The 24,611-nt window shown below is 40.8% G+C and carries 24 protein-coding genes; 10 read left to right on the top strand and 14 right to left on the bottom strand.

What is annotated here, in order from left to right; genetic code table 11:
- Window positions 1–14: 14 nt before the first annotated feature.
- The 4 genes from FTV12_RS08090 to FTV12_RS08075 form a co-directional block, all read right to left on the bottom strand.
- Window positions 15–731, bottom strand: coding sequence for a hypothetical protein (locus FTV12_RS08090; RefSeq protein WP_166139299.1), 717 nt, complete (start codon window positions 729–731; stop codon window positions 15–17).
- Window positions 732–743: 12 nt separating this feature from the next.
- Entirely contained in the window at window positions 744–2,753 is a 2,010-nt protein-coding gene (locus FTV12_RS08085; RefSeq protein WP_180011992.1) for a hypothetical protein, read from the bottom strand.
- Window positions 2,754–2,986: 233 nt separating this feature from the next.
- Complete coding sequence (gene dcd, locus FTV12_RS08080) at window positions 2,987–3,556, bottom strand: dCTP deaminase (protein WP_004785008.1); 570 nt, start codon at window positions 3,554–3,556, stop codon at window positions 2,987–2,989.
- A 122-nt stretch (window positions 3,557–3,678) separates the two neighbouring features.
- On the bottom strand, window positions 3,679–4,272 hold the full coding sequence (locus FTV12_RS08075) for a LysE family translocator (protein WP_034701986.1): 594 nt from the start codon (window positions 4,270–4,272) through the stop codon (window positions 3,679–3,681).
- Window positions 4,273–4,920: 648 nt separating this feature from the next.
- Here FTV12_RS08075 and FTV12_RS08070 point away from each other — a divergent pair.
- From FTV12_RS08070 to FTV12_RS08060, 3 genes are read left to right on the top strand one after another with little or no spacing between them, the layout of a single operon-like run.
- Window positions 4,921–5,925, top strand: coding sequence for a TAXI family TRAP transporter solute-binding subunit (locus FTV12_RS08070; RefSeq protein WP_159124389.1), 1,005 nt, complete (start codon window positions 4,921–4,923; stop codon window positions 5,923–5,925).
- Window positions 5,925–6,410 (top strand): DUF1850 domain-containing protein, encoded by a 486-nt coding sequence (locus FTV12_RS08065; RefSeq protein ID WP_180011994.1) that lies wholly within the window; start codon window positions 5,925–5,927, stop codon window positions 6,408–6,410. The genes FTV12_RS08070 and FTV12_RS08065 overlap by 1 nt, the downstream gene beginning before the upstream one ends.
- Window positions 6,407–8,422: a TRAP transporter permease gene (locus FTV12_RS08060; RefSeq protein WP_166139308.1), complete on the top strand. Its 2,016-nt coding sequence runs from the start codon at window positions 6,407–6,409 to the stop codon at window positions 8,420–8,422. The genes FTV12_RS08065 and FTV12_RS08060 overlap by 4 nt, the downstream gene beginning before the upstream one ends.
- 40 nt (window positions 8,423–8,462) lie before the next feature.
- Here FTV12_RS08060 and apbC read toward each other — a convergent pair whose 3' ends face one another.
- Both apbC and FTV12_RS08050 read right to left on the bottom strand, forming a co-directional pair.
- Window positions 8,463–9,722, bottom strand: a complete 1,260-nt coding sequence (apbC, locus tag FTV12_RS08055; protein ID WP_180011996.1) for an iron-sulfur cluster carrier protein ApbC — start codon at window positions 9,720–9,722, stop codon at window positions 8,463–8,465.
- A gap of 289 nt (window positions 9,723–10,011) precedes the next feature.
- The gene (locus tag FTV12_RS08050; protein WP_180011998.1) at window positions 10,012–10,815 is read right to left on the bottom strand and encodes a hypothetical protein; all 804 of its coding nucleotides are present in this window, start codon (window positions 10,813–10,815) and stop codon (window positions 10,012–10,014) included.
- Window positions 10,816–11,129: 314 nt separating this feature from the next.
- On the opposite strand from FTV12_RS08050, the gene metG reads away from it, so the two are divergent.
- Window positions 11,130–13,190: a methionine--tRNA ligase gene (gene metG / locus FTV12_RS08045; protein ID WP_166139312.1), complete on the top strand. Its 2,061-nt coding sequence runs from the start codon at window positions 11,130–11,132 to the stop codon at window positions 13,188–13,190.
- A 196-nt stretch (window positions 13,191–13,386) separates the two neighbouring features.
- Window positions 13,387–13,743 (top strand): hypothetical protein, encoded by a 357-nt coding sequence (locus FTV12_RS08040; RefSeq protein WP_034581100.1) that lies wholly within the window; start codon window positions 13,387–13,389, stop codon window positions 13,741–13,743.
- A 65-nt stretch (window positions 13,744–13,808) separates the two neighbouring features.
- Here FTV12_RS08040 and FTV12_RS16670 read toward each other — a convergent pair whose 3' ends face one another.
- Window positions 13,809–13,925 (bottom strand): hypothetical protein, encoded by a 117-nt coding sequence (locus FTV12_RS16670; RefSeq protein WP_373683639.1) that lies wholly within the window; start codon window positions 13,923–13,925, stop codon window positions 13,809–13,811.
- Between the two features lie 265 nt (window positions 13,926–14,190).
- Between FTV12_RS16670 and FTV12_RS08035 the strand changes: the two genes are divergently transcribed.
- Window positions 14,191–15,171 (top strand): MBL fold metallo-hydrolase, encoded by a 981-nt coding sequence (locus FTV12_RS08035; RefSeq protein WP_180012001.1) that lies wholly within the window; start codon window positions 14,191–14,193, stop codon window positions 15,169–15,171.
- Window positions 15,172–15,620: 449 nt separating this feature from the next.
- Entirely contained in the window at window positions 15,621–16,808 is a 1,188-nt protein-coding gene (locus FTV12_RS08030) for an ammonium transporter (RefSeq protein ID WP_180012003.1), read from the top strand.
- Window positions 16,809–16,871: 63 nt separating this feature from the next.
- On the opposite strand, the gene FTV12_RS08025 is transcribed toward FTV12_RS08030, so the two are convergent.
- Window positions 16,872–17,495: a LysE family translocator gene (locus FTV12_RS08025; RefSeq protein ID WP_004785033.1), complete on the bottom strand. Its 624-nt coding sequence runs from the start codon at window positions 17,493–17,495 to the stop codon at window positions 16,872–16,874.
- A 102-nt stretch (window positions 17,496–17,597) separates the two neighbouring features.
- Window positions 17,598–17,783, bottom strand: coding sequence for an NF038215 family lipoprotein (locus FTV12_RS08020; protein ID WP_180012005.1), 186 nt, complete (start codon window positions 17,781–17,783; stop codon window positions 17,598–17,600).
- 178 nt (window positions 17,784–17,961) lie between these two features.
- On the opposite strand from FTV12_RS08020, the gene FTV12_RS08015 reads away from it, so the two are divergent.
- Complete coding sequence (locus FTV12_RS08015) at window positions 17,962–18,822, top strand: 1-aminocyclopropane-1-carboxylate deaminase/D-cysteine desulfhydrase (RefSeq protein WP_180012008.1); 861 nt, start codon at window positions 17,962–17,964, stop codon at window positions 18,820–18,822.
- Between the two features lie 24 nt (window positions 18,823–18,846).
- On the opposite strand, the gene FTV12_RS08010 is transcribed toward FTV12_RS08015, so the two are convergent.
- Window positions 18,847–19,170, bottom strand: coding sequence for a hypothetical protein (locus FTV12_RS08010; protein ID WP_004785040.1), 324 nt, complete (start codon window positions 19,168–19,170; stop codon window positions 18,847–18,849).
- A gap of 188 nt (window positions 19,171–19,358) precedes the next feature.
- On the opposite strand from FTV12_RS08010, the gene FTV12_RS08005 reads away from it, so the two are divergent.
- On the top strand, window positions 19,359–20,558 hold the full coding sequence (locus FTV12_RS08005; RefSeq protein ID WP_180012010.1) for an NAD(P)/FAD-dependent oxidoreductase: 1,200 nt from the start codon (window positions 19,359–19,361) through the stop codon (window positions 20,556–20,558).
- Window positions 20,559–20,592: 34 nt separating this feature from the next.
- On the opposite strand, the gene FTV12_RS08000 is transcribed toward FTV12_RS08005, so the two are convergent.
- The 4 genes from FTV12_RS08000 to FTV12_RS07985 all read right to left on the bottom strand — a co-directional run bounded on the left by FTV12_RS08000 (window position 20,593) and on the right by FTV12_RS07985 (window position 23,497).
- Window positions 20,593–20,745, bottom strand: coding sequence for a hypothetical protein (locus FTV12_RS08000; RefSeq protein WP_180012012.1), 153 nt, complete (start codon window positions 20,743–20,745; stop codon window positions 20,593–20,595).
- A 129-nt stretch (window positions 20,746–20,874) separates the two neighbouring features.
- Entirely contained in the window at window positions 20,875–21,042 is a 168-nt protein-coding gene (locus FTV12_RS07995) for a hypothetical protein (RefSeq protein ID WP_180012014.1), read from the bottom strand.
- A gap of 67 nt (window positions 21,043–21,109) precedes the next feature.
- Complete coding sequence (locus tag FTV12_RS07990) at window positions 21,110–22,945, bottom strand: mechanosensitive ion channel (RefSeq protein WP_180012016.1); 1,836 nt, start codon at window positions 22,943–22,945, stop codon at window positions 21,110–21,112.
- Window positions 22,946–23,143: 198 nt separating this feature from the next.
- On the bottom strand, window positions 23,144–23,497 hold the full coding sequence (locus FTV12_RS07985; RefSeq protein ID WP_034702043.1) for a hypothetical protein: 354 nt from the start codon (window positions 23,495–23,497) through the stop codon (window positions 23,144–23,146).
- A 407-nt stretch (window positions 23,498–23,904) separates the two neighbouring features.
- On the opposite strand from FTV12_RS07985, the gene FTV12_RS07980 reads away from it, so the two are divergent.
- A complete protein-coding gene (locus tag FTV12_RS07980; protein ID WP_005237048.1) occupies window positions 23,905–24,327 on the top strand; it encodes a hypothetical protein in 423 nt (140 codons plus the stop codon).
- The last annotated feature ends 284 nt before the right edge of the window (window positions 24,328–24,611 follow it).

Raw genomic sequence — 24,611 nt, 5'->3', positions numbered from 1 at the left:
CTGCATCCATGCAGTTAGCAACGGCTTTGTGCACTCCCAGCTGAGCAGTTAAAGCCAAATATTTTTAAGTTTCCTGACATGTGCATGTTGCCGTGCATATTGAGACCCATAAACCCCTTCTCACGCCCCCGGTCAAATTCCGGAACATCTGCTGAGGCAGTGGTATATGTACCGTCCGCTTTATAAACACGATTGGTGAAGGTCGTATACCTCTCTGAATTGGCATAGCCTTCTTTATCGCCCTCACCGGTTCCGGTTTCAATAGCCAAAGTATTAAAACCCAAGTTTCTGATTTTTAAAGGTTTATCATCATAAAAAGTGATTTTCATGGCTGTTTGAGGATCGCCTGCCACATTAGTAATTGTAGTGCCATCGATAGAAAACTTATCAATTTGCAGGGTGCCTTGTATGCCTTTAAATACCAGCCATTTTTTATTGCCTTGAGCATCAACATGATTGTTCGGAGAAATAGCCAAGCGACAAAACAAGGTGTTAATTCCACAATCTGTTGTTGGCTTGTAATACACCTCTAACTTATTAGCGACCGTTTCAGAAATTTGAGATTTCGTTAAATCAGTAGCGTATTGATGGTTGAGTGACAAGGTCCAGCTTAAATCTGCTCCGCCTTGACCCGTTTCCGCTGTCATTTGCTGCGGATCAAGACTGACCAAGCCGGCTTGTGTCGCAAAAGAAATCCCAAGAACTGTAGCAAGCATTAACTTTTTCAACATTGCCCTATTCCTTTATAGACCTGTAGTTTTTATTTTTAGATGTTGAATCAACACACCATCAATCACTGCTGAACCAAAATTCCTCATTGAGTTATCAGTAGCCCCCCTAAATACCACACCAGTAGCATTATTATCATCTTTTGCCTTCAGCATATTAGTATTGGCAATACGTTCAACAGAACCAATGGCGATACTACTGTGAGTTGCATCGCGTCCTTGATACAAGGCAATGCTATCTGAAGCTTGAGCTTTAATTTCAGTACCACACGTATATACATTACATGTAGAGCCTAAAAGTGCTTCTGATCCTAAAAAACCACCTTTTCCATCTGGATAACGCTGATAAATCCGGTTGTAAATATCTGGAATTTTAGGAATACGTGTCACTTCCAAAATAATATTATTTCCTTCCGAACCCACAACAAAAGGCTGATACATACTTCCTAGTACCAAATTGATATTCGGGCTATATAAATACAATCCCTCGGTATCATGAAATATAGGAGCTGCAGAGCCATTTAAAGCAGGAGTCGGACCATCTCCATCAAGATTATTCTCTTTTGCTGCACTACTAATACGAATCCCTTTACTGTTCAAATTGTTTGAATCACTGGTCAAAGTAGAGGGATCATCATTAGTATTGAGTCGGATCAGACTCGCCAGGCCCAAGGTTTGACTATATGCAAGATCAGGCGATGTAAGGGTTTGAAATAATCGGACTTGCGAACCGTTCATGCTCAAGCCATTAGCAATAAACTGTGCACGAAAACGTTCAGAAATATCTAAGCCTGAAGTAGGTGCTCCAGTAGCATAATCTACGGTATTACTTGAATTTAAAGAACGTGAGAAAATATCAGTCCAAAAACCAAGCTTAATATTATTATCTGCTTCATTTGCAGCAACTGTTGCAAGAGGTGCTTCTAAAGCTAGATAGCCCACTTCTTTTCCCGTATCCGTAAACTGTTTTACTGTTTCGGCTCCGGCATGAAATAACCAAGGATTGCTGGCTGTTCCCCAATTAAACCCCTGATTGCTATAGCGGCTACTGAGTGAATTATCACTTTTTGATAAAGCTAAACCATAGATAAATACATCAGCCTTCGTACGTAGCGTACTGACTGAGGCACCCATTGCAGCTTCTTTGGCCGCTGTTGTTGCGCTCGCTTTAACCGCCTGCTCCATAGCAGTCACTGCATTTTTTGCCTGAATCAGTGCATACCTATCAGCTTCAATTGCTAATTTTTCTTGTGTCGCATTCTCTACAACTGTAGTAACTCTTGAATCAATAGCATTGGTTCGGGTACCCGCTTGTTGAGTCCAAGTATTATTTAATGGAGTGGTTACCTTGTTTCCATATAACAATTCGATCATTTCATAGGTATTTTTTAATGCATATTCGACAGATTTATCTTTTTGCCATGCAGTTAAAGTATGAGATGTTGTTCCGTCACTTTTTAATCCTGTAATAATTGTACCGTCATAATAATCCTCATAACGCTGCTGATAATATTGCTGCATTAATGTCGAATTACGATATTCTTCCACAATACCACTACGCGCACTTGCACCAATTTCATTACGGATTGCAGTTAAAGTCGCATTATAGTTTTGAGTTTTATAGGTACTAACACTATTGTCATAAGTCGTTTGATAAAGATTGGCATTTGCACTGATACCATTTAAATAGCTACTTGCATACACTCGATCATAGACTTTGTTATAGGCACGCTCACCTAACTGAGCATAGTTCTCTCCAGTCGGAATAATACGAATAAAGCCAGTGTCTGCCTGACCTGGATTGGCAATACCTCGTGCATAGCTTGAACCACTGGAAGCATCATTCGGTGCCTGAAAAACCATTTTAAAGTCATCAAGTACCAGGGCAACACCTTCACCGGTAGTATCAGAAAGAGAAGAATCAGTTAATTCCTGCATTGCATGTGCAGATGGCAATAATCCTAAACCGATCATCATTGCCAAATAGCTTTTACGAAATTGAAATTTAGCTTTTATTTGAGCCATCTCGACCTATCCTTCTTATCTGATGCTCCGCATCTTTATCCTTCAGCTTCCCAGCCTTCAATTTTTGATTTTTATGATGCTTGGCACATCTTTTTTATATATTCATTCTTCATTATGCTTATTTTTAGCAGGATTACCAAAGCCAAAAGACTAAAAACCCCGAGTTTCCGATGAATGAAACAGCAAAAAAATAAGCGAGGCATTAGCCTCGCTTATTAAATGCTTTAAAACTATTAAGCTTTAGGCAAAGTAACGCCTGTCTGCCCTTGGTATTTACCACCACGATCTTTATAGGAGGTTTCACAAACTTCGTCTGATTCGAAGAACAGCATTTGAGCCACACCCTCACCCGCATAAATACGTGCAGGCAGGTTAGTTGTATTTGAAAACTCCAGCGTGACATGACCTTCCCACTCAGGTTCAAGTGGAGTCACATTCACGATAATGCCGCAACGTGCATAAGTCGATTTACCCAAGCAAACGGTCAGTACATTTCGTGGAATACGGAAGTATTCTACTGTACGCGCTAAAGCAAATGAGTTGGGTGGAATGATACAAACATCCGATTCAATATCGATAAAGCTTTTTTCGTCAAAGTTTTTCGGATCGACAATTGCAGAGTGAACATTGGTGAATACTTTAAACTCACGCGCACATCGCACGTCATAGCCATAGCTTGAAACACCATAAGAAATCAGCTTTTGACCATTTTCATCCAGACGAATCTGGTTTTCTGCATACGGTTCAATCATGCCGTGTTTTTCGCTCATTTCGCGAATCCAACGATCAGACTTAATTGCCATTGATATAATCCAAAAATCTTAAAAATAAGTAATTGCGACGTACTTTAACTGAAATTGACACCAATGAAAATAAGCGAAATTCTGACAGCTAAATTTCAGGAAATTTAGCTGCTTTTTCAGGTTTAAAGACTGAGGAGTGCTGAATAGGATAAAGGTACAGAAAAGCTCATTAAAATAATGGAAGCGGTCTTTTGTAAGTTCTTTTGATTCAGCCAGCGATTGTTTTTTCTGGCCAATAAGCTACCTAAAAAAGTCCAGAAAAATGCGATAGGAATAAGTAATGCCAAGAATGCCAGCATATAAGTCACATAATATTGACTGCTTTTCCACACAATGACCGGGAAAATAGCCGAAGCAAATAATAATGCCTTAGGATTCAGCAAAGTCGCCAAAAATAGTTCCCGTGCCCGAATCGAAATACATTGAAAATTTTCACCAAGTTCTGCGGTACGCCATAATTTTAAAGCTAAAAATAGAATGTAAGCAGCACTACAGAGTTTGAGGATATGAGGTAATTCCGGTAAATAGACCGAGATTTTACCAATCAAAAAGCCCCAGAATGTAATTGCGATGAGATAGCCGAAAGCTTCTGCGGGAATAAGGCGAAAAGTTTTTCTAAATCCAACTTGAATACCTGACGATGCCAATAAAGTATTGGTTGGGCCCGGTGTTAATAGAATGGCTGCCACTAAACCAATAAATAACCATGAAATCATAGTTTGACCTCGCTCTTAGGTATTAAGCATAAAATAATCCGGTCAAATCTGCCAAAAAATAATTGTAAGAGAACATATTAAAAATTTTTATATTTTCTTATTTTTTAATTAATTTCATATAATTAGATAGAAATACAAGAAATTTTCTTTTCAGTCAATTTTGTCAATTTATAAAGCTATAAGCTCATCATAAAATTGCTATAAAAGTAGAAGTTTCAATAGAGTATTCGGACTTAAAATTCCTGAAATACTAGTCTCTATACCATGAATGGAAAACTATCCAAAACTTTGAAATCATTATTTCCGGTAACCTTTGATTGAATTTTAACTAACTAAAATCCCTGCTCTTGCGTATGAACTTTGGACACCTCTCTAGAAAAATTTGGTGATGGGAGCAACTTTTACCTAACTCCTAATGATTAAATTTCCACTCTCCATTTAAGATGTCTATCTTGCTCAATTTGTTCAACATATTGATAAAGCAAAATTTCGAAAAAAATGTTATTAAAGGTATTCAGACAAAATAATTGCTGTTAAATTGTACAAGGACAACAATTGATAATTCACATTTTTTAACATCCAGACGGTTTAGTATATTGTTGTTTTAATTATATTTTAAGAACTACAGAATAATATCAGGAGTCATATATGAATAAATGGATCAAACTTTCAGTCATGAGTTTAGCGCTATCAGGTGTAGTTGCTTGCTCGAATGATAATGCACAAAATAAATCAGATAATCAGGCTGCATCTGGCGAGAGCGTAGCTGCAGATAAACTGCAAACCCGATTTGTCAATATTGCGACAGGCGGTGCCTCAGGCCCTTATAATGTCATCGGAACAGGATTGGCTGAAATCTATAACAAGACCTACGGCGTAAGTTCCAAAACCCAGACCACAGGGGCTTCTGTCGAAAATCTAAATTTATTAAAACAGAACAAAGTTGAAATGGCCTTTGTCATGAGCGACAGCTTAACTGAAGCAATTAATGGTCAAGGCAGTTTTAGTTCTAAAATTGACAACGTGCAGCAGATCGCTGCGCTTTATCCAAACTATGTACAGATTGTCACTTCAAAACGTTCTGGTATCAAAAATATTGAAGATCTCAAAGGCAAACGTATTGCAGTGGGCGCCCAGAATTCAGGTGTAGAAGTGAATGCCCGTACTCTATTGAACGGTTTTGGTATCACTTATAAGGATGTCAAAGTAGATTACTTAGGTTATGCCGAAGCAGCTGATGCCTTGAAAGGCGGTAAACTGGATGCAGCCTTCCTGACCAGTGGTCTTCCAAACTCTTCACTGATGGAGCTGCAACAGGGCTTTGATCTACAACTGGTGAGTATTAATCCAGATAAAGTGAAAGCGATTGCCAAAGATCAGGCGTATTTCCTGCCAATGACCATTCCTAAAGGGACCTATGGCAATGCTGAAGATATTCCTACAGCTGCGATCATGAATGCGCTGGTGGTTCGCTCAGATTTGTCTACCGATGATGTATATAAGCTAACCAAGACGTTCTTCTCCAGCTTGGATCAACTCGCCAATTCACATCAGGCTGCTAAAGAAATCACTTTAGAAGGTGCACAAAAAGGTCTGGTTGCTCAACTGCATCCGGGCGCGCAAAAATTCTATGATGAGAATAAAGCGAACTGATGAAATGGATACAAGGTGCAGCGATTGCTGCACTTTTTAGTTTGGCTGCTTTTTTTATTAGCTGTGTTTGGATGACATTTCCGTATATTTTTGTGGAAGTGAAAGAGCAAAATTTTCAGTGCAAAATTGACCAGAAATCCTTTCAGCTCAGCTGGATGCATTCGGTAGAAAGAACACAGTGGAAAGAACGTTATCTTCTAGACAAGGACCATTTCATTCTGACAGATACTCAGTTCATTTCATTTGGTGCGGGTACACCTGATCAAGGTACTATTACTCGACAGGATGATGGCAACATCCATATGCAAATCAACCGAGAGATGAAAGAACTCAACTGGGTCATTTCACGCAGAATGCAGGGACAAATTGAGAGTGCTGATCGGATCTGGAATATTTATCAGGATTTTCCCGACTACAGCACGGTACAACTTTCTATAAGAAAAGACAGCCTATGGAAAAAAAGAGGTTTAAATGATTGCCTATGAATCCACAAGAAACAAGAAATGTGACCGAAGCACTGGATGATCAACAGCAACAAGAATTATTAGAAAAATTTGACCGTGAATCTGTCACTCGCAATCCGATCAACAAATCGGTTCGCTGGTTTATTGCTGCCTTGGCAATATCCTATTCGTTATTTCATCTTTATATTACTTTTAATCCCTTACCCGAACTGATTCAACGTGCAGCCCATGTATCCATTGGTCTGGCGCTGATTTTCTTGTTGTATCCAGCACGTCAGGCCAGTAGCCGGCAAAAGGTAGCATGGACGGACTGGATTTGGGTGATCGCCTCTTTTGCTTCTTTCTTTTATTTATTTAAAGAGTATCAAGCGATTATGACCACTCGGGGAGGCATTCCCAATACGCTGGACATTGTCTTCTCGATTATGACAGTAGTATTGGTGGTTGAGGCTGCTCGAAGGGTAATGGGCTGGATGTTGCCGATCTTAGGACTGATTTTCTTAAGCTATCCATTTGTCAGTCATTTTGAATGGATGCCGGATCGCTTGCTCACTCGCCCCTATACATTCAGTGATATTTTCGGACAAATGTATCTGAAGACTGAAGGTTTATATTCTTCAGCCATTGGTGCTTCAGTCACCTTTATTTTCCTGTTTATCCTGTTTGGTGCCTTTCTGGCGAAATCAGGAATGGGAAAATTATTTAATGATCTCGCCATGGCACTTGCGGGACATAAGCAAGGTGGACCAGCCAAGGTCGCGGTGATTTCCAGCGGTTTTATGGGCAGTATCAACGGGACGGCGGTTGCCAATGTCGTAGGAACAGGTTCATTTACCATTCCTTTAATGAAGAAAATTGGCTATCACAAAAACTTTGCCGGTGCAGTGGAAGCCAGTGCTTCTGTCGGCGGGCAGATCTTGCCGCCAGTAATGGGTGCCAGTGCCTTCATCATGGCAGAAACCACGGGTGTCAGTTATGGCACGATTGCCTTAGCTGCGGTATTACCTGCCCTGCTGTATTATCTCGGTGTGATGGCACAAGTCCATTTCAGAGCTGGTCGGGATCATCTGAAAGGCGTTCCCAAAGCTGACCTACCACGAGTCAAAGAAGTCCTGAAAGAACGAGGACATTTATTATTTCCAATCGTTGCTTTGGTATTCTTTTTATTCCAGTCGATTCCAGTGAGTTATGCCGCTGTTTATACAATTTTGTTGACCATTGTGGTGGCAGCATTCAGAAAATCTACCCGTATGGGACCTAAGGAAATTCTGGAGGCTTTAGCTGATGGCGCCAAGCAGTCACTTTCAGTGATGGCTGCCTGTGCGGTCGTGGGTATCATTATTGGTGTGGTGAGTTTGACTAGCTTTGGTTCTGTCATGACTTCTTCAATCATGAGTATTGGTGCTGGCAGTCTGTTCCTCACCCTGTTCTTCACCATGATTGCATCGATGATTCTGGGCATGGGTCTACCATCGATTCCTGCCTATATCATTACCGCGACGATGGCAGCACCTGCTTTGGCCAACTTTGATATTCCAATCCTAGTCGCACATATGTTTGTGTTTTATTTTGGCCTGTTTGCCAATATTACCCCACCAGTTGCCTTAGCCGCCTTTGCTGGTGCCGGGATTGCAGGTGGTGACCCAATGCGGACTGGATTCCTGGCCTTGCGCCTATCCCTAGCCGGATTTATTGTGCCCTTCCTGTTTGTCTATAACCCGGCGATGCTGATGATTGATACAACAGATATTGCCGTGAATGCCAAAGAATTTGCCTTACCGGCATGGAATGTCATTTTAAGCATTACCGTAACATCCATTGTCGGCATTCTGGCACTTGGCGCTGCAGTAGAAGGCTACTTTAAAACCGCGATGAATTGGTTCTGGCGCATCTTCCTAGGGGTTGGCGCTCTCATGATGATTGTGCCTGAGACCATGACCGATATTATCGGCACCATCATGGTGATTATTGCAATTGGCTTTAATATCATTCAGGCAAGAAAAGAAAATACAGCTACGACTAAAACCTCATAAAAAAAAGAGAGCTTAAGCTCTCTTTTTTTATTATAGAATCTTAGAAAATACGAGTTTTATCTTTTTCTGCTTTTGGCAATTTTGCTGCAATTTTCTGAGCAATGGCCATATAACTTTCAGCAGCATCATCTCCAGCAATCACTGAAGGCTTACCGGCATCGGCATTTTCACGAATCACTGCATTCAAAGGCAAGCGGCCGAGCAATGGAATATTGTATTGCTCTGACAGTTTATCACCGCCGCCTGTACCAAAGATCTGTTCTTCATGACCGCAGTTCGAGCAGATATGGGTCGACATATTTTCGACTACACCCATCACTGGAATCTGCACACGGTTAAACAGTTCAATACCTTTAGTTGCATCCAGCAATGCCACATTTTGCGGTGTGGTCACAATCACTGCACCCGTTACCGGAATACGCTGAGCGAGCGTTAACTGGATATCACCTGTACCTGGTGGCATATCAATCATCAATACATCCAGATCTGGCCATAAAGTTTGATTGAATAGCTGCATCAAGGCACCTGTTGCTTTCGGACCGCGCCAAGCAACTGGCGTATTATTATCACCCGTTAGGTGGCCAATCGACAGCACTGCCATACCATAGGCATCGAGTGGGACAAACTGCTCGGCTTCGATCATCGGGGTTTTGCCGGCATTGCCGAGCATCGTCGGAATACTTGGACCATAAATATCCGCATCCAGTACACCCACTTTCAAACCTAATTTTTGCAAAGCCAAAGCCAGATTCACAGTTGTGGTTGATTTACCTACACCGCCCTTACCTGAAGAGACCAGAATGACATTCTGAATGCGTGGATGCTTCGGCACATCACGTTGCTGTGGAGCAGCTTTCTGGATCGGCGGATTATTTGGGTCAGCTTCTGCTTGAGCTGCATGACCTGAAGCATCAACCACAGGTGGCAGATTCGATTTTGGAGCAGCAGTTTGCGGCTGGCTGGAACAGCTCTCGCCTTCTGCATGATGATGTCCACAACCGCCTTCTTTTTTATGACCCGTCTTTTGCTGAATCACATGCAGGTTCAGTTCTTTAATACCGCATTTCTCTAGCGCATCCGCCAGTTCATCATGAATCTGCTGTAACTGCTCTTTTTCTTCCGGATAGGTATTAATGGTGATCTGTAGTATCTCACCTTGCACATTGACCTGAGTAATCCGGTCTTTCAGCGCATTGCTAGAATTTGGCAAGATATAGTTTTGCAGTACGTTCTGCACAGCTTCTTCGTTCACCTCCTTGGAAGGCGAAAAAACCGATTTAAGCGAAGAAAGCCAGGACATAGGTTACTCCAAAAATATAGATAGACATCTGAATAGCTTAGTTTAACGAGGTTTTAGTCTCAGGTTAAGCAATCTGTATTCAGAAGCCTGAAAGACAAATATAATTTCCAACTATTTTACTTGGTTTTAAAGAGTTACAGGGAAGAAAATTTATAAAGTCAGCATTACATCTTATTTATTGTTTTATATTATTGATATTTTAAAATTTTAAATAAAATTAACTAGATAGTATCCATTAAAAAGCCACTTCATTCAAAAATTAAATGAAGTGGCTTTCAACATGAAATGATTATTTATGATTTTTATCTTGATCGGTCTTGTTTTGCCCAGATTGATCAGCCTTATCCTGATCCTTTTTAGCATCATCTTTATTATTGGTCTGATCTGAATTTTGATCCTTATCCGTAGCATCCTTAGAAGAAGAATCCTGATCCTGCTTTTTAGAATCACCTGACTGAGGCTGGTCATCGCCTTTCATTTTAGTCATGGTTTCAGCCGCCATCTGTTTCAACTCATTCAGTTTCGTAGCAGCTTCATTCACCAACTCACTAATTTTGACCTTAGTATCTTCAAACTTGTGTAGCGCTTCATCTTTTAAATTTGCCATGCGATCCTGGTCAGCCTGATTTGCTGATTTATCTCCAGAACTTTGATCCTGTGCCTTTTTCGAATCATCTGAACCTTGCTCGCCGTTTTTCTGGCTGTCTGATTTGCCATTTTTTAACTCATTCAGAATCTTTTCGCCTTTTTGCAACAGCTCTTCACCAATTGCGATGGCTTTCGCTTTTAAGTCATCCATTTTGGTACTTTCAGCTTTTTTATCTGATTCATCACCATGATTAGATTGGTCATTTTTAGACGCATCTTTTTGCTCTGATTGCTGATTATCTGATGCTTTAGAGTCTTGCTGTTTATCAGAATTTTCATCAGCACCATTTTTTTGGGCTTCTAGGACTTCTTCATGCTTCTGCTTATGCTGTTTATCAATCTTGTTCTGCTTCTGCTCTTGTTCAATCTTGTCATGCAGTTCTCGTGCATGTTGTTCTTTATCTTGATTCTGTTTTGAAGTACTTGTCTGGTTATTCTGAGTCATGAGTACCCTCCTAAGGCGTCATAATAAAAATGATCAGCCAAATTTTTAGCACAAAGCATGCAATGACGTGGGTGAATTAAGCAAACTGCAACAAAGCCTGTACATGTTGTTGCTATTGCTTGCAGGAAGTAGCATCAACTTATCTCAATCGAATTTTTAAGGGTCAATTACCTGTCTATAGCCTGTTTTTGTATTCTGAATATTCGGCCTGATTTATTCCTTGTGCTTCTGTAAAAGCATTTCTTTGTAATCCCTTCTGCATCATGTAAAATTATGGCCCATTGCATAATGAATACGAATGAGAGAGTGAATCCGTGCGTAAAATCCTAGTCACCAATGCCCTTCCTTACGCCAATGGCCCGATTCATATGGGTCACTTACTCGGCTATATCCAGGCTGATATATGGGTACGTGCGATGCGCGCGATGGGTCATGACGTGACGTATGTCTGTGCGGATGATGCTCATGGTACAGCGATCATGCTGCGTGCTGAGGCAAATGGCATTTCACCTGAAGCACAGATTGCCAATGTGCAAAAAGAACATATTCGTGACTTTGACGGTTTCGGTGTGCATTTCGATCATTATGACTCTACCCACAGTGATACTAACCGCGCCCGTGCTTCAGAAATCTATATCAAAAACCGTGAAGCCGGTAATATTGCAGTTCGCCCTGTAACCCAGTTATTTGACCCTGAAAAAGGCATGTTCCTGTCAGACCGTTTCATTAAGGGTACATGCCCAAAATGTAAGGCGGAAGATCAATACGGCGATTCATGTGAAGTTTGCGGTACAACTTACAACGCGACTGAATTATTAAATCCAAAATCGACTTTAAGCGGCGCGACTCCTGTTGAGAAATCTTCGGACCATTACTTCTTTAAACTGCCAAATTTTGGTGAATACCTGCAAAAATGGACCCGTGACGAAGGCCGTCTACCCGTATCTATCGCCAACAAATTAGATGAATGGTTTGACAATGGCTTGAACGACTGGGACATCTCACGTGATGCACCGTATTTCGGCTTTGAAATTCCTGATGCGCCAAACAAATATTTCTATGTGTGGGTGGATGCGCCAATCGGCTATATGTCGAGCTTCGAGAATTACATCAAAACTAAACGTCCTGATTTAAGCTTCGATGATTTCTGGAAAAAAGATTCTAAAAATGAAGTCTATCACTTCATTGGTAAAGACATCGTTTACTTCCATGCCCTGTTCTGGCCTGCAATGCTGGAAGGTGCAGACTACCGTACACCAACCGGTTTATTCGTGAATGGCTTCCTGACTGTAAATGGTCAGAAGATGTCTAAATCTCGCGGTACCTTCATTAAAGCTGAAACTTATTTACAGCATTTGAACCCTGAATACCTGCGTTATTACTTTGCTTCTAAACTTTCTGACAAGGTTGAAGATTCTGACCTGAATCTGGATGACTTCGTTCAGAAAGTGAATTCGGACCTAGTGGGTAAAGTAGTGAATATCGCCAGCCGTTGTGCAAAATTCATCAATACCAAGTTTGACAACAAGCTAAGTGCAACTTGTGCCGAGCCTGAACTGGTTCAAAGCTTTATTGATGCTGGCGATTCAATTGCCAAAGCTTATGAAACCCGTGAATTCTCGGCAGCGATCCGTGAAATCATGGCACTTGCAGATAAAGCCAACCAATACATTGATGAGAAAAAACCTTGGGCTTTAGCGAAAATTGAAGGCGAAGAACAACAGGTTCACGATGTGTGTTCTGTCGGTATTAACCTATTCCGTCAATTGGCTGTGTATTTAGCTCCAGTGTTACCAACATTGGCTGCTCAGGTTCAGGCCTTCCTAAAACTAGCTTCTTTCGACTTTGCTTCACGTACAGAAATCTTAACAGGTCATGAAATTGCATTGTTCCAGCCATTGATGCAACGTGTTGATCCGAAAGCTGTGGCTGCGATGGTCGATGCATCTAAAGATTCTTTAGCTGCACCTGCTGCTGAACCAGCAAAAGCTGAGAAGAAAAAAGAGAAAGCCAAAGAGAAGAAAGCTGAGCCTAAAGTCGGTGAAGCTGAAATCATCACCATTGATGACTTCATCAAAGTTGACCTGCGTGTAGCGGAAGTTCTGGATGCTGCAACGGTTGAAGGTTCTGACAAGCTTTTACAACTCACGTTAAATGTCGGTGAAGCTGAACCACGTAATGTCTTCAGCGGTATCCGTGAGTTTTATAAACCGGAAGACCTGAAAGGTAAACTGGTGGTGATGGTTGCGAACCTTGCTCCACGTAAAATGCGTTTTGGTATTTCAAACGGTATGGTACTTGCGGCTGGTAATGGCGAAGGCGTTTGGGTGATTTCACCTGAATCTGGTGCTAAACCGGGTGATAAAGTTTCTTAAGATTTAGGTCTTAGATAGAAGAAAAGCCTCTACTGATGTAGGGGCTTTTTACTTAGTCTAATAAAATAATACTCAGCCAATAAAAGTTCTTCATCTTTAATTTTTTTACCATTTATACAATATATTTTCTTGTTTTTAAAAAATATATCTATAGAATTTAAACGCTTTTTTATTTTTAGAATTATTCGGGGTAAACATGAAAAAATTACTAGTTTCAGCTTTAGCAGCATCAACAATTGTATTCACAGGATGTTCAGTTCGTATGGCTGATATGACTGTAGCTTCAACGAAAAACTTCAACCTAAACTCAACTCAGTTCGTTAAAGGCGAACGCGTTAAAGGCGAAGATAAAGTTCCAGTAATTTTATTCCCTTTAGGTATTCCTAATTTCAAAACAGCAGTAGATCGTGCAATTGAAAAAGATCGTTGTGCAGTAGCACTTTCTGATGTAGTCATCACTCAACTAAATCAAGCATTTCTTGTAGGCCAAATTGGCTATCGCGTAGAAGGCACTCAAATTATTGACCGTTCTCAGCCTGAATGCAGTAAATAATTGCTTATTAAAAAAGCCTCTATCTTTAGAGGCTTTTTTAGGTCGATCTATAAATCAGATAGCACTTATTTATCAAGGAAAAATTCCCAGATGACATAGCCAATGCCGAAGCCCAGCAATGAATATAAGGTAATAATGAAAAATACAAATGCTGCATTATTTTTCTTTTTCCAAAAACTCATAGTGATACCCAAGGCTGTTTGCAATGCCCCATGTTAACGGGCTTTTTTATAAAAGTGAAATTTATCTAAGTAATTTATTTATAAAAATATTTTTAGAAAAAAACTTTTATTTTCTTAAAAAATCAATATACAGATTCAAACTGAATGCCTAGTACAGATATTCAATTCCTCTTCTCTCTTTTAAAAAAGGTAAATATTTTTATATTCTATTTTCATGCTTTACATGCTAATACATAGCATAAACTTCACAACCATAAGAATTGCCATGAATATTTTAAAGACCTCCCTCCTCACCTCTCTACTTTCATTTTCTGTTTTGGGTGTAAGTGTGAGTCAGGCTGCTGAACCTGCAACAATTGCTTTACAAAAACAAGTCGCCGGCTACTATCATCACCAAATTGGTAATACTCAGATTACTGCCCTGCTGGATGGCACAAACTACTTAAATCCATCGATGTTTAAAGGCCTAAATGATGCAGAAAAAACTGAGATTTTGAAGAAATATCATGCCGATCAAGCCAAAGGCATACAGACTTCAGTCAATGCTTTCCTGATTAATACAGGCAATCAACTGCTCATGGTGGATAGCGGTGCTGCAAGCTGCTTTGGTGCACACTTAGGGTCAATTTATAACAACCTCAAGGCATCAGGTTATCAGCCTGCTCAAGTGAGTGGTATTTTCCTGACTCATCTCCACCCTGATCATGTTTGTGGCATTTCAAATAACGGCGCAGCAAATTATCCAAATGCCACCTTACATATTTCTAAAACCGAATATGACTACTGGCTAAGTCCAAATACCGTTAAAAAACTACCGAAAGACCAGCAGGAGGGTTTCTTAGGCACCGTAGAGAAAATTAAAGCAGCCCTTGCACCCTATGAAAAAGCTAAAAAAGTGAAAGTCTTTTCTGATAAATCTTTAGCCTTTGGTGGGATCGAGTTTAAGCCATCCTTTGGTCATACCCCAGGGCATTACAGCTTTAAACTCAAAGCAGATGGTCAAGAAGTCGTATTTGTCGGTGACATCGTCCATTCACATACCTTGCAATTCGACAAACCTGAAACAGCCATAGAATTCGATGTTGATCCTAAAACTGCGGTGCAAACCCGTTTAAAGCATTTTGCTGAATATGCCAAGCAAGGCCAGACCATTGCAGCACCACATTTACCATTCCCAGGGATCGGTCATATTTACTCAAAAGATGGAAAGAGCTATCAATGGATTCCCGTACATTTTAAAGATTAATTGAATACTTCAGATTTTAGCTCCGGATGAAACCCTAATTTGTTAGGGTTTTATTTATTGGAAATATAGCTAATCAATAGCCTATATGACTTCTAAAATTTAAAACCATGATCTACTTTTGCAATTCAAAATCATCTTTCACTTATTTTTTTTAAATTTTTTCTTAAAAATCCTTTTACTTTTCATGTGCACCTTTAACACACATTTTTAACATGCCATTTTCCCGTGATAAAGCTAAATATCTAAAAAACAAAATATAAATTTAAATTTTATCTTTTCTTATGATGTCTTAGTTTGGTGCATAAAATTCTATTGTGCTTTATATCGAGTCTTGTCAGTTTCAAGAAATTCATTATCAAAATTTCCCTTGTTAGTAACTCTTTTCGAATCAGTTTGCCTCTATATACTGGATTTCTTTTGTGATTCTATGCACTAAATTGGAACGCACAATGCAAAATATAGACTTATTATTTCTCCTTCTCGGTGCAGTTCTAGTGCTCGCTATGCATGCAGGATTTGCGTTTTTAGAACTAGGGACAGTTCGCCATAAGAATCAGGTCAATGCCTTAAGTAAAATTCTCACTGACTTTTCCCTCTCCGCCATCGCTTACTTTCTGGTGGGCTACTATATTGCCTATGGTCAGCATTTTTTCCACGATGCTTCTACTCTAGCAGCCGATCATGGTTATAACCTGATGCGCTGTTTCTTCCTGCTAACCTTTGCCGCAGCTATTCCTGCGATTATCTCGGGAGGCATTGCTGAACGGGCCAAAATGCGTTCGCAGGCTTTAGCGACTTTATTTCTGGTGGCTCTGATTTATCCATTTTTTGAAGGGATGATCTGGAATGGCAACTTTGGTTTTCAGGACTGGTTGGCAGATACCTTTGGTGCCAGCTTCCACGATTTCGCCGGCTCTGTGGTCGTGCATGGCATGGGAGGCTGGATTGCTCTGGCCGCGGTCGTTTTACTTGGTGCACGTAATGGACGCTATAAAAATGATGGCCGGATTACTGCACATCCCCCTTCATCTATCCCTTTCCTTGCTTTAGGCTCATGGATTCTGATTGTCGGCTGGTTTGGCTTTAATGTGATGAGTGCACAGCGCCTGGACGCCATTTCCGGACTGGTTGCAATTAACTCTTTAATGGCAATGGTCGGTGGAACTATTGCGGCAAAAGTAGCCGGTAAAGATGACCCGGGCTTCTTGCATAATGGTCCATTAGCCGGACTAGTTGCCATCTGTGCAGGTTCTGATGTGGTACATCCACTGGGTGCATTATTTATCGGAATCAGCGCAGGCGTAATTTTTGTGAAACTCTTTACCTATACCCAAAATAAACTTAAAGTTGATGATGTATTAGGGGTCTGGCCTTTGCATGGCGTATGTGGTGCTTTCGGTGGAATTGCTGTCGGTGTATTCGGTCAGCAATGGCTAGGAGGTATGGGCGGTGTTTCTATCATTTCACAATTATTCGGTACCGTACTGGCGATTGTAGTGGCTCTGGCAGGTGGATTCCTGGTTTATGGTCTGCTGAAAGTGTTGATCGGTATTCGTCTGAGTCAGGAAGAAGAATTTACCGGTGCGGATTTATCTATTCACCGGATCTCGGCAAATTCGGAAGAAAATATTTTTTAAGAACCAAATTAAAAAAGCCCCGAATCATTGGGGCTTTTTTTATGGTCTGCGATAATTGGAAAATTACTTCATCCCAAAGATCAGCTTTAATCCCAGCACGGTCATGACCGCCCCTGCTGCACGGTCAAAACCGGCTTTAAACTTCAAATATACTCGACGTGGCTTTTCAGCAGAAAGTGCAACGGCCACCAGCGAGCACCAGCCTGCATCAATAAAGAAACATAAAACCGGTAATACAAAATAAAAGTAAGTTGGAATTTCTTTTGGCAAAAGCGCAGTAAAAATACTGGCCAATACAATGGCAATTTTTGGGTTAGATAATTGAGTAATCAAACCTGTCATATAAGCACGACGTAAGGACATCTGAGTTTGACTGTCATCGCCTGCATCGATTGGTTCTTTGGCATGCTTGATAATTTTAAAAGCCAACCAGAGCAGATATAAACCACCACAAATTTTAAGCGCCAGATAGGCAGATGGCACAGCCAGCAAAAATGCCTGCAAACCTAAAACTGCAAGCAGACCAAAAATCGCCGCCCCTGTTCCGGTACCTAAAGCTGTAAATAGGCCATGCTTACGTGAGATCGCAATTGAATTTTTCGCTACATAAATAGAAGTCGGTCCTGGGCTCATTGCACCTAACATGAGGGCAAAGGCAATTGAACCTAAAATCCAAAATGATTCCACGTGACCATCCAAACTTAAAATGAATGGCTTATTTTAAGTAAAAATAATTTATTTTGCTTTAATATTTCTACACAAATGATGCAATATTTGTGCGAAATCCGGCTATTTCTTCAATTGGTCTTGAGCGGTGAGGGATGAATCAAGCATCTTATAATCATGGTCATACACCGGAACTCCGCCAATGATCATGCTTCGTGTATCAGTTTTAGGTTTATTCAGCGGATCATCACAGCCAGATAAGCCTACTAAGAACAATACACTTAAAATCGTACAGGATAGTATTTTCATTATTCTATCCTCCTCTAAGTTCCCTATAAGATTCAGATTAGCAAATTTGTTTAAATTTTCAGCATATGAATTGTGACAATCTACGAAATTTTATTCTTAGTTTAAGGAGCTCATGATTCTGCCATCCTGCTGATTCTATTTCGCTATAATTTGCTCATTCTTAGCTTATGAAAATACCATGTTTGAAAAAATCGCCCAGCATATTCCAGACCAGCGCATCTGGCTGAAAAACAGGTTTGTAACCATACGCCGTCTGGATCTGGTGCATCCACAAATATCAGGCAACAAGTTTTTTAAACTGAAATACAATTTTCTGGAAGCACAGCAACTTGGCTTTAAAAAGCTGCTGACTTTTGGGGGCGCTTATTCCAATCATATTGCCGCAACGGCATTTGCAGCACAGCAGTTTGGCTTTGAGAGTGTCGGCATTATTCGGGGTGAAGAACTGGCTCATCAGCCTTTAAACCCCACTTTAGCGTTGGCACAACAATACGGCATGCAACTGCATTTTGTGAGTCGTGAAGAATATCGACGTAAACAGGACGCTAATTATCTAACAGCGTTAGCACAAAATTTTCCTGCACATTACATCATTCCTGAAGGCGGTACTAATACATTAGCCATTCGGGGATGTCAGGAGATTCTAAAGGACGGCGATGCACAATTTGACGTGATCTGCTGTGCTGTAGGCACTGGTGGCACGATTACAGGTTTGATTGAAGCCAGCCAGCCTCATCAACAGGTATTAGGATTTTCTGCCTTAAAAGGCAACTTCCTGAATGAGGAGGTGGCTAAGCTGACCAAGAAAAGAAACTGGTCCATTCTCGATGATTATTGTTGCAGTGGTTATGCCAAAACCACTCCTGAACTGATCCAGTTTATACAGCACTTTGAAGCTGAATATGATATTCCCTTAGAGCAAATTTATACTGGAAAAATGCTGTTGGGAATTTCAAATCTGATTGAAAAAGGCTGCTTTCCACCAGAAACAAAACTGCTGATCCTGCATACTGGTGGACTACAAGGTCGAAATATTTAAATCGCTTAAAGTTCTGATCGAAACTTAAATGCCTATCGGATTATTTTCATTGAGTGCAATTAGCCCTTTGACCAGCCGATAGACGTGCCAGACAAAGACAAGAAAAATAATCACAAAACCGATTAGAATTACGGTGAGCAGACCACCCAGAATATAGCCCAGTAAGCTGAACCAGAAGGTTTTAATCTGCCAATCCACATGACTTTCTAGCCAGGTGCCTCGCATTTCATCACGTTTAATATAATTCATGATAATGGCGATTAATGGGGTTATTCCCAGGAAAAAACCCAGTAGATGAAGAATATAGCTGATCAGATTATATTGTTTGTATGCTGCCGTATCCGTCATAAATTATTCCTTTCATTGTGATTATTTTTTAGGCATGACAAAACTATGCATGAATCCGCCAGCTGCTTCAAATTATTTATGATAAATATTCGCTAACACGCTGTAATTCGGGTAGCCCCTTTCAGGAATAGACAAAGCTGAAATAAAATTGTCTATAATGCTCCCCTTTCTTCTCCCTTGAGTGTGTCATGTCTGTTCAGCAATACGATGTTTTGGTCATAGGTGCAGGTGCATCAGGTTTAATGACGGCCTATATGGCAGCACAACGTGGTCGTAAAGTCGTAGTCGTTGAAAAAGCCAATAAGGTGGGTAAGAAAATCCTGATGTCCGGTGGTGGCAAATGTAATTTCACCAACCTCTATGTCGAACCTGAAAATTTCATCTCGCACAATCCGTATTTCGTGATTTCAGCACTGACCCGCTATACCAATTGGGATTTTATTGGCATGGTCTGTGAATATGGCATCGAGTATGAAGAACGTAAACACGGACAGCTATTCACCTTAAATGGTGCCAAAGAAATTCTGGCGATGCTGCTGTCCGAATGTGACAAAACTGGTCTGGTCGAGATCAAAACCAACTGCGAAGTGAAAGCTGTCAATACTGTGGACGATCAAGGATTTCAGGTAGCCACTTCTTTAGGATATTTTGAAGTGGAATCTGTTGTGGTTGCTTCAGGTGGCCTGTCAATTCCAACCTTAGGCGGTTCAGGCATCGGCTATGAGATTGCCAAACAGTTTGGACATCATGTCTATCCAACCCGTGCCGGTCTGGTGCCGTTTACTTTCTCGGATAGTTTCAAGGAAGTCACCACCCGTCTGAGCGGTAATGCAGTTGAAGCCACGCTGTCCAATGATTTAAACAGTTTTACTGAAGCTTTACTGTTTACCCATCGTGGTCTGAGCGGCCCTAGCTCCCTACAACTGTCAAATTACTGGGATGTTGGCCAAAGCTTTAAGGTTGATTTTCTACCAAGTGTCGACCTGTTTGATTTCTTTAAATCTAAAAAACAGAGTCAGCCTAAAGTTCTGCTACGTACACTATTGACCGAATATTTACCGAAGAGCGTAGTACTAGAATTACAGAATCTGATCTGGCCTGAAGTGGCTGAAACATTCATCGGCAATATTAGTGATGACAAGCTGGAACAGATTGCCAAACGTTTAAGTGGCTTTGAACTGAAGCCTTCTGGAACTGAAGGTTACCGGACAGCTGAAGTGACTTTGGGCGGCGTAGATACAACCGAAGTTTCATCTAAAACCATGGAAAGCAAAAAGCAGAAAGGCTTGTATTTTGTGGGCGAGATACTGGATGTGACTGGTCATTTGGGAGGTTTTAACTTCCAATGGGCATGGTCATCAGCACATGCCGCATCGGAATATGTTTAATACAGAGATGATCTGGGAAGAGAAAATACTTCGCTTATTCCAGATAATCCGTTTTAAACAGGTTGAGATTGGCCGTATTTTCTAAACGGTCAATCGTCAGTTGCATTTTCTGAGCCGCTTCCTGCAGATGTAAGGGTACTTGATCTGCCATAGGTGCCATGAATTTATGCTGAAATGTTTTCCACATCTTATTGATCTCCTTTTTCTTTATATTTTTAATGCAAGAAAAATACCAAAATCATTTTAGTATTCACTTGAATATTCTATATTTTTTAAAAAAGAAATTCTATGTATAGTGACTAGGCAGTATTTCGACTTAATTAAATTCGTCTGGATCAGGTATTTTCTTATCCAGCTCTTTTTTGGCCTGCTCATCCTGTTTGCTTTTCACAAAGACAAATCGATAAGCAGCTGTAAAAAAGCCAATGGTAATGCCTGCTATCACTAAGGGTGCTAACAGATTATTCGGTTTCTTGGCATTCATTCAGATTTCCTCATAATTAAAAAAATCGACCACTCAAGCGTGGCCGATTTTGTTTAAATAGAACAGGTTAATTCGGGTCATCTTTTTTTGGATGACTATCGACATCCGGTTCTTCTTCACCTGTAGAACCAAATGGATTATTCGCTGGCGGATGAGTTGGATCAACTTGAAGAGAATCCGGTACAGCCTGATCGACATCTGGTGTTACCTGGTCTACACCTGAAGCTTCATCATCCTGTGGTGCAGTGGTCAAGGTCGCTGGCGTACTATTGGATAAATTGGTACGCATTGGCGCATTGTCATCTTGTGATTGATCTTGATTCGGCACAATATTTTCTCCTGTAGTTGAACTGCCTGCACCTGTAGTACCACTGACATCAGCACCTAAACCTGAAGTCATGATATTAGTTTCATTTTTCAAAGGATTTGGTTCTTTAGCTTCTCGTTTAGCTTTATCGATCAAATCAGTCAGTACACGTTCTGCTGGTTGACGGCCACCGAGACCAAAGGCCAAGGCAAAAGCCACTGCAACAGCACCCAGAGTTAAACCGAAGGCCAGATTCACAATCGAGTCAGCAATGCCCATGGCACGTAGACCCATCGCAATGACCAGACCCATGATCAGTACACGAACCAAGTTCGCTAACCAGCGTGAACTGTTGTATTCACCACGTTGCACAATATTGGCAACTACATTGGCCAGCCAGAAGCCGATCACCAGGATTACAGCACCTAGCAGGATGTTTGCACCGAAGTAGATGAACATCGCGATCAGGCCACTCACCTGTTCAAAGCCTAAACGGTCCGCAGCTTCAGAAACTGCAAATAGCATGGTGAACAGTACAATCAGGTAACCCACCAGACTTGATAGTTTGGTTTTGCCCAGGAAGCGTTGTAGATCCAGTTTAGCTGGAACCTCATCTACACCTGTTCCGGCAACGACTTCAGTCACCAGACGTGCTACCAGTCTAGACACCACATAAGCCAGAATCAGGATCAGTGCAGCTGCAATGATATTTGGAATGGCATTCATGATCTCATATAGCATTGCAGTTGCTGGCTGAGAAATGGCTTCAATACCCAGTGCTTCAAATGCAATGATTAATGACGTAATAATTACGACTGCGAAGATGAATGAACCAATCAGTTGAGCGACATTTGAGTTTTTGAAAATGCCGACTTTCTCAGCTTGATGTTGAATATTCAAGCTGTTGAGCAAACCTTCAACTATACCGCGAACGATTTTTGCCAGAATGTATCCGACAAATACAATAACTGCAGCAATGAAGATATTAGGCAGATAACTTACGACATCAGTTAGCATGTTCTGCACAGGTAGTAGTAAACCGTGTAGACCTAGAATCGACAAGACAATTGGCAAGAACAGCAGTAAAATCAGCCAGTAAACAATTTCACTGATATTTTGGCTAATCGGGCTGACACCGACTTCAGCACTCAGCTTTTCATCCAGCTGGGTGCGATCAAGCATTTTTTGCAAGCCGACTTTGACCAGATTCGCCACAATCCACCCGACAAAGGCCACAGCAACAGCCGCCAGCAATTGTGGAATAAAGAGCAGGAACTGCTGGATCATATTACTGAACGGTCCGCTCACTGCTGTCAGATTCAGTACGTTAAGTGCACCGATAACCGCAATAATCAGAATAATCCAGAACACAACACGAGCGATAATACTCTCGACATTAGAGCGATGTCCTGTCGCTGCATTTAAGTGTGTATTGGTCCCTAGTTTTTGCAAGATTTTTTTAACACCTGCCGAGACGAGTAATGCAATAATCCAACCTAGGACTAATATGGCAATTGCACTAAGAATTGGATGAAACTGATCCCAGTAGTACATGGCATCATAGCCACCACGTGGGCCTCTCATATAATCATTCATGTTTTCTGCCCTCTTTGTTATTACGCTATTTATCTGAATTCACGAGCTTATTTTTGAAATCTTCAGCTCTTTCCGATTGTTTATAAAGTTTGGACTTCCTGTGCTTAGCTTGCCTGGAGATACAGAGCTTTGAAAAACATCACCACCTATTGCAAAAAAGCCCTAGTCATGAACCAGAGCTTTTTTTAACAATCTCAATTATTGGGTGGCCTGTTGAGCATCAGTTGCAGTGGCTTCTGCTGTATCTTGTGACATTTCGCCTACAGTGGCTGTTGCTTCTGTCATCGCATCATCTGCAGTAGCCATTGCTTCATTGCTTTCACCGCCTGGAGTAGCCGCCGGACTACCATTATTGGCAGGGGCTTCAGTCGCTGGTACTGGTGTATTAGGCTGGGTCGCAGGCGCATCTGGCTTCACATCTGCAAACATATAGAACAGGACTGCCAGTAAAAAGATACCGACCAAAATCAGGATATAGACAGGAATGCGCTTCTTCTGCGTAATTGCTGCCTGATCATGCAAAGGTGGTTTTTTATTAAAATCATCAACCATGACCATTCTCACTCTTTCTTATTCATAAGTAGATTTTTATCATAACAAGCAGTTATCACAGCTTCTGTGACAAAAGATGGTGAGATAGTGAATGGATGTAAGTTATATGTATGAGTCTGATGAACTTGGTATTAGTTTCAAAAAAAGGCATTTTCTAGCCTGAACATACTATGGTCTTATGGTTAGAAACTCTCTTCCGAGACAATTGATACTGGCAGTTTTTAGCTGATTTATCAGGAATTGAATTATCTATAAAATAAACAATATACCACTATGATTTTATTAAATTTTAAGCACATTTTAAGTGGGCTAAAACATGCTGTAAAAATACCGTTTTTCAATATACCTGCTACTTTGCGCAAAATACGTTATAATTATCCACCTTATTTTTCATGCACCCGAGTTTTATGGCGTACCGTCAACAGAGTGTATCGCTTGATCTTGACACTGACGTCACACATCAATGTGCTTTGCACTACACTCGTGATCAGCATCTGATTGGAATCATTGAATTTAGCAAACCGAGCTTTATGCTACGCTGGCAAGATCTGGAATATTTCCGCCGCCGTACTGAAGAAATGTCGGTAATGCCTTTTCCGGACTGCATTAATGCCATGGTCATTGATGTACGGAATGTTGCGGCCTGGCTAGATAATGACGTTCCGATTATTCCATGGCGCCTACTGGAAGAAGATTGCCCGGTACGTCTAGTTGTGCCTGCGGATCGGATCGAGCATTATGCCGGTTTCTTTGAGCCGACCTGGTTAACGACCGATACAGATACTGCCATTCAGGAAATCCGTGACTTTATGGATATGTTTGTTCACTAATATGACAGTATGAAAAAAACCTCCATGACGGAGGTTTTTTTGTACCTAAAAAAATAAAAGTCCCCCTTTAACAAAGGGAGATTTAGGGGGATTCTTTTTAACTTTAAAATATTTTCAGTTTTAATCCATTTCTAATTTAAAGAAGGATGTAACTCCCGGCAGAGTAAAACTTGAAGTGCGACATAAACCACCTAATTAATTTAAAGGGTTTATGGAGTATATAAAATTGTCATACCATCATCTTAACTTTGAAGATCGTACTGCATTAATGCTTGAGTCAAGAA

This window comes from Acinetobacter sp. YH12233 (assembly GCF_013417725.1).
Taxonomy (GTDB): domain Bacteria; phylum Pseudomonadota; class Gammaproteobacteria; order Pseudomonadales; family Moraxellaceae; genus Acinetobacter.
Note: the sequence above shows the minus strand (reverse complement) of the source record. Positions and strands in the feature narration are given on the sequence as shown.

Coding starts and splice junctions, on each gene's coding strand:
- FTV12_RS08090 (WP_166139299.1), bottom strand. CDS start 731: ATGTTGAAAAAGTTAATGCTTGCTACAGTTCTTGGGATTTCTTTTGCG.
- FTV12_RS08085 (WP_180011992.1), bottom strand. CDS start 2,753: ATGGCTCAAATAAAAGCTAAATTTCAATTTCGTAAAAGCTATTTGGCA.
- dcd (WP_004785008.1), bottom strand. CDS start 3,556: ATGGCAATTAAGTCTGATCGTTGGATTCGCGAAATGAGCGAAAAACAC.
- FTV12_RS08075 (WP_034701986.1), bottom strand. CDS start 4,272: ATGATTTCATGGTTATTTATTGGTTTAGTGGCAGCCATTCTATTAACA.
- FTV12_RS08070 (WP_159124389.1), top strand. CDS start 4,921: ATGAATAAATGGATCAAACTTTCAGTCATGAGTTTAGCGCTATCAGGT.
- FTV12_RS08065 (WP_180011994.1), top strand. CDS start 5,925: ATGAAATGGATACAAGGTGCAGCGATTGCTGCACTTTTTAGTTTGGCT.
- FTV12_RS08060 (WP_166139308.1), top strand. CDS start 6,407: ATGAATCCACAAGAAACAAGAAATGTGACCGAAGCACTGGATGATCAA.
- apbC (WP_180011996.1), bottom strand. CDS start 9,722: ATGTCCTGGCTTTCTTCGCTTAAATCGGTTTTTTCGCCTTCCAAGGAG.
- FTV12_RS08050 (WP_180011998.1), bottom strand. CDS start 10,815: ATGACTCAGAATAACCAGACAAGTACTTCAAAACAGAATCAAGATAAA.
- FTV12_RS08040 (WP_034581100.1), top strand. CDS start 13,387: ATGAAAAAATTACTAGTTTCAGCTTTAGCAGCATCAACAATTGTATTC.
- FTV12_RS16670 (WP_373683639.1), bottom strand. CDS start 13,925: ATGAGTTTTTGGAAAAAGAAAAATAATGCAGCATTTGTATTTTTCATT.
- FTV12_RS08035 (WP_180012001.1), top strand. CDS start 14,191: ATGAATATTTTAAAGACCTCCCTCCTCACCTCTCTACTTTCATTTTCT.
- FTV12_RS08030 (WP_180012003.1), top strand. CDS start 15,621: ATGCAAAATATAGACTTATTATTTCTCCTTCTCGGTGCAGTTCTAGTG.
- FTV12_RS08020 (WP_180012005.1), bottom strand. CDS start 17,783: ATGAAAATACTATCCTGTACGATTTTAAGTGTATTGTTCTTAGTAGGC.
- FTV12_RS08015 (WP_180012008.1), top strand. CDS start 17,962: ATGTTTGAAAAAATCGCCCAGCATATTCCAGACCAGCGCATCTGGCTG.
- FTV12_RS08010 (WP_004785040.1), bottom strand. CDS start 19,170: ATGACGGATACGGCAGCATACAAACAATATAATCTGATCAGCTATATT.
- FTV12_RS08005 (WP_180012010.1), top strand. CDS start 19,359: ATGTCTGTTCAGCAATACGATGTTTTGGTCATAGGTGCAGGTGCATCA.
- FTV12_RS08000 (WP_180012012.1), bottom strand. CDS start 20,745: ATGTGGAAAACATTTCAGCATAAATTCATGGCACCTATGGCAGATCAA.
- FTV12_RS07995 (WP_180012014.1), bottom strand. CDS start 21,042: ATGAATGCCAAGAAACCGAATAATCTGTTAGCACCCTTAGTGATAGCA.
- FTV12_RS07990 (WP_180012016.1), bottom strand. CDS start 22,945: ATGAATGATTATATGAGAGGCCCACGTGGTGGCTATGATGCCATGTAC.
- FTV12_RS07985 (WP_034702043.1), bottom strand. CDS start 23,497: ATGGTTGATGATTTTAATAAAAAACCACCTTTGCATGATCAGGCAGCA.
- FTV12_RS07980 (WP_005237048.1), top strand. CDS start 23,905: ATGGCGTACCGTCAACAGAGTGTATCGCTTGATCTTGACACTGACGTC.